Origin of the sequence: Tunicatimonas sp., assembly GCF_049647865.1 — a bacterium.
GTDB lineage: Bacteria > Bacteroidota > Bacteroidia > Cytophagales > Cyclobacteriaceae > Tunicatimonas.
Genome location: NZ_JBARYM010000351.1, coordinates 1 through 4,625 on the forward strand (window position 1 = coordinate 1; position 4,625 = coordinate 4,625).

Here is a 4,625-nt window from a genome sequence, read left to right on the forward strand (position 1 = left end):
AAACAAGTGAGCAGAACTATCAGAAAAATCTAAATCCATTTTTATCTGAGCTTGCCTTAATCGATTAGCTAATGCCTGAGCTTTTTCCAGCTGACGACCGTAGATTTGTATTACTGAGCAACCTGCGGCTTCTAAAGCCGGGGCCAAATGCCAGGCTACATTACCGGTTCCTACGATGGCTATTTTCTGATATGAATTTATCATAGCGAAAATTACGAAAACTCTGAAACCATTGAAATCAGTTAAAAGAAGCTCTACCTTTGCGGTTTATTCAGGATTACGCTATGAACGAAAAGATAGAAACCCTTAAGCAGGAAATCGCTCAGTATGAAGTTAGCAACCAAGATGGATTGGAAGCGTATCGCTTGCGCTTTATCAGCCGAAAAAGCGTAGTGGGTGACCTATTCGGTGAAATGAAAACTGTAGTCCCCGAAGAGCGAAAGGCAATGGGCGTTCGTTTAAATGATCTGAAGAACGCGGCTCAAAATAAATTTAAGGAGCTAATTGCTTCGCTGGAAGATCGGCAGAACGGACAACCCGACGATGTACCGGACTTAACCCTTCCGCCCGTACCCGATTCGCTGGGAGCCATTCATCCGCTGACCCAAACTCAAAATCGGGTGGTAGAGATTTTTGAGCGGATGGGCTTTAATGTAGCCGAAGGACCGGAGATTGAAGATGACTTTCATAATTTTACTGCTTTGAACTTTCCACCCAATCACCCGGCGCGGGAGATGCAGGATACGTTCTTTATTGAGAAAAATAGTGGTGAAGATGAGCAAGATATTGTTTTGCGAACGCACACTTCTTCGGTGCAGGTACGACTAATGGAAAACCAGAAACCTCCCATTCGGGCCATTATGCCGGGGCGGGTGTACCGCAATGAAGCCATTTCGGCGCGGGCGCACTGCGTATTCCATCAGGTGGAAGGTTTGTACGTCGATAGAAACGTCAGCTTCGCCGATCTGAAGCAGACACTACTGCACTTTGCTCGCGAGCTATTTGGCTCCGAAACAAAAATCCGACTACGACCATCGTACTTTCCCTTTACCGAACCTAGTGCCGAACTGGACATCTGGTGGGGCACCGAAACTGAAGCTGACCGTCGGGTGACCAAAGGTACCGGCTGGCTGGAGATTGGCGGCTGCGGCATGGTAGACCCCAACGTGTTGGAAAGCTGCGGTATTGATTCCGAAGAATTCACCGGCTTTGCCTTTGGCATGGGCTTCGAGCGCATTGCCATGATTAAGTATCAGATTAAAGATTTGCGTCTCTTTACTGAAAACGATGTACGCTTTTTGAAACAGTTTAGGGCGTTTGGTTAGAATCAATGGTTCGATTGCCAGATGATTCAATTGATAGAGGCTGAATTGTTATTTATCTTTAGCTCCAAGCAATCGACTACGTTTGATGAAAGAGAAACCTGACCAGAAAACCGAAGAGGTTGAAAAAGCAGAAGTAGCGAAAGATGAAAGCCAGAACAACGCTTACTGGCTGGATCGGTTTGGTATTTCTATTGGAAAAAAGAAATTCTGGGGTTCCGATAAATTTTTAAGCCTACTTGCCTTTCTAATCAGCGTAGGCACGTTTACTACCTTTGCTTATCAAACCTACCTTATTCAGAAGCAGCAGTACGCCAGCGTCTTGCCTTACTTATCCATTTACAATGGTAGAGACAGCGATGGTTTTAGGGTTATGGTTAGTAACAACGGGATAGGTCCGGCGTTTATTCAGGATGTAGTTTTTCGTTACAATGATTCTAGCTACCAGATTAATCCGATCAAGTTTGCCTATCTCGCCATTCGCCCCGATAGTTCAGTTAATTTTAGTCTTTCGTCAAACACGCTTAGTAAAGGCTACGCTATTCCCGACAAGGTGGCATTATCTATTATTGGATCAAACAATCCGGAAACGGCTGATCTTCTTAGGAAACTTTTTGAAGAGGATGGTGCCGAGGTTGAAATCACCTACTCATCTATTTATGATGAAGTATGGCGAACTTCTAGTGGATCACCTCCCAAAAAAATAAAATAATCTTGAACGCCCCTAATTACCTAAAGAACTGCCCGGTAGAAATCTGGCCCCAGCCTTTTGCGGTGGTAAAAGCTAAGTACGCTCCTAAAGATTTTGTGGCAGTATTCAATGACCAAGAAGAGATTACGGTAATAATTGATGAGCAGCACCTGAAAGGTAATTGGATTATTGAAGCGGAGCGAGGTTGGCGGATGCTATCGTTTCGGGTTATCTTGCCTTTTGAGTTAGTGGGGTTTTTGGCAGTAATTTCCCAAGCCTTAGCCGATGCTAAAATCGCTATTTTCGCCCTTTCGGCCTACTCTACTGACCACTTACTTATCAAAGATTCGGATTTGGCAAAAGCTATTCGTTGTTTGGAATCACTAGGCTGCACGGTTAATCAATTGCCCTAAAGATCTGTACGCAGACACTTTCTACTCGATTTCCGCGTTGAACCAATGCAATGAAAGTTCAGTCATTAATCAATGAACTTAACTACCAAAATTTTAGCTGAATCAAAAAATGCTTCTTGATGCTGAAAATGCTCAATCACCCTAAATCCTCTCAAAAGGAAACAATTCCCCCTTTTTCAAAGGGGGCTAGGGGGATTTTTATACTTATCTTCCTCTTATTTTTCCTAGCCAGTTGTGAAAATGACTTATTGTACGATCCTATCCCTCCGGTGATAGTAGACGAAACAATTAATCTGAGCAACCAAGAGTATCTGCCGCTGCGGCAAGATGGTGGCTTCGTTGAAATTGTGGGTGGGTGGAAAGGAATTTTAATCTATCGGGAAAGCGCCACTACCTACCGAGCCTTCGAGAAAGCCAGTCCCCACCGGTTTGAGGAAGCCTGCGCCGAAATATTCGTTGACCCATCGGGTTTCTTTATAAAAGAAGGTTGTGATAATACTGTCTACGACTTTCAAGGAAACCCAGTAGGAGGAGTAAGTCCACTGCCGCTACGACAGTATGGTACTCAGCTAGACGGTAATTTTCTTTATATCTTCAATGTTCAATAAGGTTGGTGTTATAGTGCTAAAGTATTAATGTACGTGCAAATCACTTAATTAAAGCATACAAAACACGAACACTTAAACACCATAACACTCCGCACTATAACACTTTAACACAGTACCGGTTTGGCAATGCGCTGATTTGTCCTATTTTTGTCAAAAATTTTTTCCCCACCCTATGAGTGTTTTAGTAAATAAAGATTCCCGCGTTATTGTTCAAGGTTTCACCGGTTCGGAGGGTACCTTCCACGCCGAACAAATGATTGAGTATGGTACCAACGTAGTTGGCGGCGTAACGCCCGGTAAGGGTGGGCAAACCCACTTAGACCGTCCGGTATTCAATAGTGTAGCCGAAGCTGTAGCCGAAAAACAGGCCAATGTATCTATCATATTTGTGCCCCCGGCTTTTGCAGCGGATGCCATCATGGAATCAGCCGATGCCGGTATTGAGGTGATTATTGCAATCACTGAAGGTATTCCGGTAAAGGATATGATGATCGCCAAGCACTACTTGAAGCAAAAAGAAGGCGTGCGATTAATCGGGCCGAACTGCCCGGGAGTTATCACTCCGGGGGAGGCTAAAGTGGGAATTATGCCCGGTTTTGTTTTCAAGCCCGGTAAGGTCGGAATTGTATCCAAATCAGGAACCCTCACCTACGAAGCCGCTGATCAGGTAGTAAAGGCCGGATTAGGCGTTTCTACCGCTATTGGTATCGGTGGCGATCCGATTATTGGCACGTCTACCAAAGAAGCGGTAGAACTTCTAATGAACGATCCGGATACCGATGGCATTGTGATGATTGGAGAAATTGGCGGACAGTACGAACCTCAAGCCGCCCGTTGGATTCAGGAAAACGGAAATAAAAAACCGGTGGTTGGCTTCATTGCCGGACAAACCGCCCCTCCCGGTCGCCGAATGGGCCATGCCGGAGCCATTATTGGTGGGGAAGAAGATACTGCTGAAGCTAAAATGCAGGTAATGCGCGAGTGTGGCCTCATTGTGGTTGACTCTCCAGCGACCATTGGTGAGAAGATGGCCGAGGCTTTATAAAATAACCAGCTACAATTTTTTATTCAGACCGGTAACCGTAAGGTAGCAGGTCGCCTACTCGGTGATTAGCCATTGCTCCCTGCCACCTAATATGGTTTGGGTCAAAGAAGCCGTTTCTGGTGAAAAGTACTGGTTCGTCACCTTCAAAGTAGACATGAGTGTATTGTCGCTTGTAGATAATCCGTAAGGGTGCTACCGGAAGTAGGTACTTGATATTTTTATTTTCCTTATCGTATCCAACAATTTCCTCAGCTGAAAGGCTTGATCCATCGGTTCGGCTAATTATTGTAAAACCCTCTCGTCTTAGCCGTCCGCTCCAGAGAGTTCTGAAAAAGTGCATTCGCGAACCGTAGTACGCTGACTTTCTCTTTCTTTGAATTTTCCTTCGTTCCCCTTTGGTAAGAGTAGTATCTTCTTCAAACAATGAATTACCCCGGTAGCCAAAGTGTCTTTGCCCCTTTTTAAATTGGTCCAGAAAATACGTTATTTTGTAACCAAGAGCCCGGTTATGGATTTTTAACGGCTTCTCGCTATATCCTTCTAATG

The 4,625-nt window shown here is 44.8% G+C and carries 7 protein-coding genes; 5 read left to right on the top strand and 2 right to left on the bottom strand.

Going from position 1 to position 4,625, the window contains the following annotated elements; translation table 11 throughout:
* On the bottom strand, positions 1 to 204 hold a 204-nt coding region (locus WBA23_RS10455; RefSeq protein WP_424582224.1), incomplete at its 3' end, for an NAD(P)-binding domain-containing protein.
* An 80-nt stretch (positions 205 to 284) separates the two neighbouring features.
* Between WBA23_RS10455 and pheS the strand changes: the two genes are divergently transcribed.
* From pheS to sucD, 5 genes are all read left to right on the top strand, one after another.
* Complete coding sequence (pheS, locus tag WBA23_RS10460) at positions 285 to 1,325, top strand: phenylalanine--tRNA ligase subunit alpha (RefSeq protein ID WP_424582225.1); 1,041 nt, start codon at positions 285 to 287, stop codon at positions 1,323 to 1,325.
* An 85-nt stretch (positions 1,326 to 1,410) separates the two neighbouring features.
* The gene (locus tag WBA23_RS10465) at positions 1,411 to 2,034 is read left to right on the top strand and encodes a hypothetical protein (RefSeq protein WP_424582226.1); all 624 of its coding nucleotides are present in this window, start codon (positions 1,411 to 1,413) and stop codon (positions 2,032 to 2,034) included.
* Between the two features lie 2 nt (positions 2,035 to 2,036).
* Positions 2,037 to 2,426: an ACT domain-containing protein gene (locus WBA23_RS10470; protein ID WP_424582227.1), complete on the top strand. Its 390-nt coding sequence runs from the start codon at positions 2,037 to 2,039 to the stop codon at positions 2,424 to 2,426.
* A 119-nt stretch (positions 2,427 to 2,545) separates the two neighbouring features.
* Positions 2,546 to 3,034, top strand: coding sequence for a hypothetical protein (locus tag WBA23_RS10475; RefSeq protein WP_424582228.1), 489 nt, complete (start codon positions 2,546 to 2,548; stop codon positions 3,032 to 3,034).
* A gap of 172 nt (positions 3,035 to 3,206) precedes the next feature.
* The gene (sucD, locus tag WBA23_RS10480) at positions 3,207 to 4,079 is read left to right on the top strand and encodes a succinate--CoA ligase subunit alpha (protein WP_424582229.1); all 873 of its coding nucleotides are present in this window, start codon (positions 3,207 to 3,209) and stop codon (positions 4,077 to 4,079) included.
* A gap of 19 nt (positions 4,080 to 4,098) precedes the next feature.
* Here the strand turns inward: sucD and WBA23_RS10485 are convergent.
* A partial coding sequence (locus WBA23_RS10485; protein ID WP_424582230.1) for a hypothetical protein occupies positions 4,099 to 4,625 on the bottom strand: 527 nt, incomplete at its 5' end.

Bases quoted from the DNA above. Each gene is read 5' to 3' on its own strand.
- WBA23_RS10465 (WP_424582226.1), top strand. From the start codon at position 1,411: ATGAAAGAGAAACCTGACCAGAAAACCGAAGAGGTTGAAAAAGCAGAA.
- WBA23_RS10475 (WP_424582228.1), top strand. From the start codon at position 2,546: ATGCTGAAAATGCTCAATCACCCTAAATCCTCTCAAAAGGAAACAATT.
- pheS (WP_424582225.1), top strand. From the start codon at position 285: ATGAACGAAAAGATAGAAACCCTTAAGCAGGAAATCGCTCAGTATGAA.
- sucD (WP_424582229.1), top strand. From the start codon at position 3,207: ATGAGTGTTTTAGTAAATAAAGATTCCCGCGTTATTGTTCAAGGTTTC.